General features: G+C 70.4%; 3 protein-coding genes. 2 read left to right on the forward strand and 1 reads right to left on the reverse strand.

All coding sequences use genetic code 11. From position 1 onward, the window contains the following. Nucleotides 1-260: 260 nt before the first annotated feature. The gene (locus DI269_RS14155) at nucleotides 261-2,204 is read right to left on the reverse strand and encodes an ATP-binding cassette domain-containing protein (protein WP_112136888.1); all 1,944 of its coding nucleotides are present in this window, start codon (nucleotides 2,202-2,204) and stop codon (nucleotides 261-263) included. 118 nt (nucleotides 2,205-2,322) lie between these two features. Between DI269_RS14155 and DI269_RS14160 the strand changes: the two genes are divergently transcribed. Both DI269_RS14160 and DI269_RS14165 read left to right on the forward strand, forming a co-directional pair. Then, complete coding sequence (locus tag DI269_RS14160) at nucleotides 2,323-2,760, forward strand: protease inhibitor I42 family protein (RefSeq protein ID WP_112136890.1); 438 nt, start codon at nucleotides 2,323-2,325, stop codon at nucleotides 2,758-2,760. A gap of 160 nt (nucleotides 2,761-2,920) precedes the next feature. Next, nucleotides 2,921-5,857: a carbohydrate binding domain-containing protein gene (locus DI269_RS14165; RefSeq protein WP_112136892.1), complete on the forward strand. Its 2,937-nt coding sequence runs from the start codon at nucleotides 2,921-2,923 to the stop codon at nucleotides 5,855-5,857. The last annotated feature ends 68 nt before the right edge of the window (nucleotides 5,858-5,925 follow it).

Genomic DNA, 5,925 nt, shown 5'->3' on the forward strand with positions numbered 1-5,925 from the left:
CCGGCCGCAGCCCCGCGGCCGCGCCCGCAGTGGCGCCGCGCAGGTCCGCGCCTGTGCGCAGCCCGAGCTCAGCGGCCAATGCGGCCGCGACCGTCGTCGCCACCAGAACCCCCGTGCTGTGTCGAACATGTGTACCAAGATCAACTTACCGAACCTCGGCCCCGATGCAACATCAAACGGGTGTTCGATAAATCTCGCACGCCTGGTCCACTCGACACCGCACTGCGCGCCCGCGTCACAATGCCCCGAACAGGCGCCGCTCAGGCCGCGTACGAGCGGGCCTGGAGTCCCCACAGTTCGGCGTAGGCGCCGTCAGCGGCGAGGAGGGTGCGGTGGGGGCCGAGTTCGGCGAGTCTGCCGTCTTCGAGGACGGCGATCTGGTCGGCGTGGACGACGCCTTGGAGGCGGTGGGAGATGATCACGGTCGTGGCGGTGCCCGAGCGGGCCCGGAGCGTGTCGAACAGGGCCGCCTCGGCCTTGGCGTCGAGGGCCGCGGAGGGCTCGTCGGCGATGAGGATCGCGCCCTCGTCGCGGTAGAGGCCGCGGGCGGAGGCTAGGCGCTGCCACTGGCCGCCGGAGAGGTCGGTGCCCTCCTTGAACATCCGGTCCAGCAGCTGCTGCCACTGGTGGTCGAAGTCCATGATCATGTCGTACGCGCCGGCGTCCCTCGCGGCCCGCTCGATGCGCGGCCGGTCGAGAGGCAGGTCGGCCCGGCCGAGGCGGATGCTCGTCTCGGCGGTGAACGGCTGGCGCATGATCTGCTGGGCGATGACGGCCACGTGCGTGCGCCACCGCGCCGGGTCGACCGCGTTGATGTCGACGCCGTCGAACAGGATCCGCCCCGAGGTCGGGGCGTACAGCCCCGCCAGCAGCTTGGCGAGGGTCGACTTGCCGGAGCCGTTCTCGCCGACGAGGGCGATCGTCTCTCCCCTGCGGATGGTCAGCGACACGCCGGTGAGCGCGTCGGCGTCCTTGCCGGGGTAGCGGAACGAGACGTCCTCGACGGTGACGACCTGCGGCACCGGTAGCAGGGGCCCGTCGACGGCCAGCGCGGGCGAGGCCAGGTGCGGCTGCGCGGCGATCTGCGCCGCGGCCGCGGCCTGGTACTCCGCGTAGTCGGAGGCGTAGAGCCCCGAGTCGTAGATCTCGTTGACCGCGACCAGCAGGTTCGCGGTGGCGCCCGATCCACGCTGGAGCGCCAGGACAGCCGCGGCCGCCACCGCCAGCGGCACCGCTCCGGTCGCGAGCATCCACAGCAGCACGCCGTACACGGCGGCGGTGGCGATCCCCGATGCACCCTGGCCGATCGCCCGGGTCACCGTCTGGCGGTCGACGACCTCGAAGTCGGCCCGCGTCTCGGCGTCGACCATCGCCTGGTGCTGGCCGCGCAGCCACCGGGCCGCCCCGTGCAGGCGCAGGTCGTCGGCGGCGTACCGGTCGGCCAGGAGCATCTCGATCATCCAGAGCCGGCGCCGTCGCGAGACGCGCGCACGGTTCGACTGGTACATCAGCCGCGCCGACTTCACCGCGGCCCAACCCGACGGCAGCGCCGCGGCGAACAGCAGCGGCAGCAGCGCCGCGTGGATGACGACCAGCGCCGCGGCCACGGCGGCCACGGTGACGACCGCGGTCACCAGGTCGACGGTGTTGGTCACCAGGTCCTTGACCGCGCGCGTGCCCCGGTCCCTGGCCGCGTGGAGGAGGTCGGCGAAATCGTCGTCGTCGTACGCGGCCCGCGGCACCTCGGTCGTGGACTCGAAGAACTCGAACTCGATCCGGTTGGCGATCAAGGGCTCCAGCCGCTGCTGGGCCCAGCCAGCGCCGATCCCGAGCACGGCCTGCCCGGCGGTCGCCGCCGCCAGGAGGACGAGCGAGGGGGCCGCGGCGACCACCCGGTCCCAGTTCGGCCCGGCCGCGAAGAGCTCGGTCGTCACGTCGGTGACGGCCAGGAGCGCGGTCGTGGTCGCCACGCCCGCAACGAGGTTGAGGACCAGCGCCGCGACCGTCAGCGCCGGGGACGCCGCCCACGCGGTCCGGGCCGCCTGCGCCACCAGCTTGGGCAGCCGCCGCGCCATCCGCCAGAACGAGGCCCGCTCGGCCTCCTCGGCGTGCGCGTACCAGGCGACGTCCTCCAGCTCGGGCAGCGCCTCCGCGCGCCTCCGCTGCCTTGGGATGAAACGAAACCGCTGAAGGTAGCGCCGCATTCGACCTCCGAAGCCGTCATGTCGCGGGTAAGCCGCGCCCATCATCCCCGTGCCCACCGACAATCCTGACCGCGCTTCGGACGGCAGGCAACTTGCACCGCGGTGGAACAATGCCCGCATGAAATCGCCGATCGGCCGCCTGCGCCTGGCGGCGCTGCTTTCCGTGCTCGCTCTGGCGGTGTCGGCCTGCTCGGGGCCCGACGACGGGGACACCGTGGCCCTCGATGCCGGCACCGCCACGGTCGCGGCCGGTGAGGAGTTGTGGGTCGACCTGGGGGAGGTGAGCGCCTCCGTGGGCGACAACTGGTTCCTCGTGGAAGGCCCCGACGCCGACGTGCTCGTCGAGACCGGGACCGTCAACGAGCGTCCGCTCGCGTGCGACCTGGGCCTGACCGAGTGCGGCGACCGGCTCCTGTGGGGGTTCGACGCCGTCGCCGCGGGGGAGACCGAGCTGGTGTTCCAGTACTGCCTCCAGACCGGCCTGGAGGACTGCGAGGCGGGGACCGGCCTGGAGGCCCCCGAACCGGTGGAGCTCACGGTCGTCGTGGTCGGGTGACCTCTCCGGGGGTGTGGACCCCGGCCGCCTTGAATCGAAATATAGCTATATAGAAAAGCCTGTGCTAAAGTCTGGTTACTTCTTGCAAGAACTGCAAGAAGACATCTGGGAACGGCAAGAATCACCGAGATCGACAACCACGCCCCCACAGGAGCTCGACATGTCCCGCGGACCCCGCCGCCGTTCCCGGCTGCTCGCCGCCGTCCTCGCACTGGCCGCCGCGCTCATGGCGCTGCTGGCCGTCCCCGCCTCGACGGCCGCCGCCACGACCGCCACCGTCTACTACCGGGCCGCGGCCAGCTGGTCGACGGTCAACATCCACTACGCCCCGAACGGCGCCGCCTGGACCGCCGTGCCCGGCACGGCCATGGCCCCCGCCTGCACCGGCTGGCACGCCTACACGATCGACCTCGGCACCGCCGCCGGCGCGCAGGTCGTCTTCAACAACGGCGCCGGCACCTGGGACAACAACAATGGCGCCAACTACCGGATCGGCTCGGGGGACGTCACCGTCTCCGGCGGGCAGATCGGGTCCGGGAACCCTTGCGGCGGTGAGGAAGCAGTCGTCTACTACGACCTGACCTCCATGGGCTGGACCCAGGCTTATATCCACTATGCGATCGGCGGCGTCTGGACCACCGCCCCCGGCGTCGCCATGGCCGAGGCCGCCTGCGCCGGATGGGCCCGCCTCACCGTGCCCCTCGGCACCGCCACCAGCCTGACCGCCGCGTTCAACAACGGCGGCGGCGTGTGGGACAACAACGGCAGTGCCGATTATCAGATCAGCGCTGGGACTTCACTGGTCACGGACTCGGAGGTCGCCGCCGGCACCGACCCGTGCGCGAGCGCCGAACCCGACACCGTCGCCCCCTCGACTCCGTCAGGGGTCACCGCGACCGTCAACGCCACCACCGTGATCCTGTCCTGGACCGCCGCGAGCGACGACGTCGGCGTCACCGGCTACCGCCTCACCCGCACCTCCGCCGACGGCACCGTCACGCGCACCACCGCCGCAGTCAAGTTCACCGACGCGAACCTCGACCCGGACACCGAGTACGCGTACACCGTCGCCGCCTACGACGCCGCCGGGAACCTGTCGGCGGCGAGCGCCGCGGTCACCGCCACCACCGGCGAGGCCCCGCCCGCTGCCGCCGGGGGCGAGATGCTCGGCGGCGACCCGCGCCAGGACCCGATCTACTTCGTCATGACCGCCCGCTTCTTCGACGGCGACGAGTCGAACGACCGCGGCGGCGCCAAGCACGAGACCTCCGGGAACGCCGGCTACGACGACCCGATGTTCCGCGGCGACTTCTCCGGCCTCATCGAGCGCCTCGACTACATCAAGGCCCTCGGCTTCTCCGCCGTGTGGATCACCCCCGTGGTGCTCAACCGCTCCGACTACGACTACCACGGCTACCACGGGTACGACTTCTACGAGATCGACGCCCGCCTCGAATCCGAGGGCGCCTCCTACCAGGATCTGATCGACACCGCCCACGGCAAGGACATGAAGATCTACCAGGACGTCGTCTTCAACCACTCCTCCCGCTGGGGCGCGGTCGGCCTGGAGACCCCCACCGTCTACGGCGTCCAGGACGCCCAGTGGGGCGACTTCTACGACACCTACAACCCCGACTTCACCTACGACGGCCTCGCCGTCGAGCCGAACTCCGGGCGCTCCTACTACAACGGCGACCTCTGGTCCACCGCCGAACCCGCCGGCAACACGTGCGCGAACTGGGGCCAGTTCACCGGCAACTACAGCGCCGAAGGCCGGAGGGTCTACCACTGCCAGTGGCCCAGCCCGACCTCCGGCATGTTCTCCTCCCAGAACTACCACCAGTGCTGGATCGGGAACTGGGAGGGCGAGGACGCCCGCTCCTGCTGGATCCACGAGGACCTCGCCGACTTCAACACCGAGAACGAAGCGGTGCAGGAGTACCTGATCGGCGCCTACGAGCAGTACATCGACATGGGCGTCGACGGCTTCCGCGTCGACACCGCCGTCCACATCCCCCGCGTCACCTGGAACCGGGTCTTCCTGCCCGCCCTCCAGGAGCACCTCGTCGCCAAGTACGGCGAGGACAAGGCCCAGGACTTCTACATCTTCGGCGAGGTCGCCGCGTTCGTCCACGACCGCTGGAACCGCGGCTCGGTCAACCACTCCGCCCAGTTCTACACCTGGCAGGAGCGCCGCGAGTACGCCGCGGACGACGTGACCGCCGCGATCGAGCAGTACAACTGGGAGAACGCGCAGGGCACCGAGAACCAGCCCACCAGCACCAACGCGTTCCTCAACGGCAACACCTACCACGCCCCGGACTATTCGCAGTTCTCCGGCATGAACATCATCGACATGCGCATGCACATGAACTTCGGGGAGGCCTCGAACGCGTTCTTCAACGGCAAGGACTCCGACGCCTGGGTCAACGACGCCACGTTCAACGCCGTCTACGTCGACTCGCACGACTACGGCCCCAACAAGTCCAGCACCCGCTACGCCGGCGGCACCGACGCCTGGGCCGAGAACATGAACCTCATGTGGACCTTCCGCGGCATCCCGACCCTGTTCTACGGCTCCGAGATCGAGTTCCAGGCCGGGGTCAGGATCGACTGCGGCCCCACCTGCCCGCTGGAGGAGACCGGCCGCGCCTACTTCGGCGACCACCTCGAAGGCACGCTCGCCGTCAGCGACTTCAGTCAGGTCGCCTCGGCCACCGGCGCGGTCGCGACCACCCTCGACCAGCCGCTCGTGCAGCACCTCCAGCGGCTCAACGAGATCCGCCGCGCCGTCCCGGCCCTGTCCATGGGCCAGTACTCCACCGAGAACGTCTCTGGCGGCATCGCCTTCAAGCGCCGCTACACCGACGCGACCACCGACAGCTTCGTCCTCGTCGCCATCACCTCCTCCGCGACCTTCAGCGCCATCCCCAACGGCACCTACACCGACGCCGTCACCGGCGACGTCAAGACGGTGACCAACGGGACGCTGACGGCCACCGTATCCGGGCAGGGCGACATGGCCGTCTACGTCCTCGACACCGCGCTCACCGACGCGCCGGGCCAGGTCGGCGACGACGGGCCCTACCTCTCCTGAACCCGCCGTCCGAAAGCCTTGCCGCCCAGAGAAGGACCGGGCCGGCCGCGGGGCGACCCCCCGCGGCC

The organism is Glycomyces dulcitolivorans, from assembly GCF_003265355.1.
GTDB classification, from domain to species: Bacteria; Actinomycetota; Actinomycetes; order Mycobacteriales; family Micromonosporaceae; genus Glycomyces; species Glycomyces dulcitolivorans.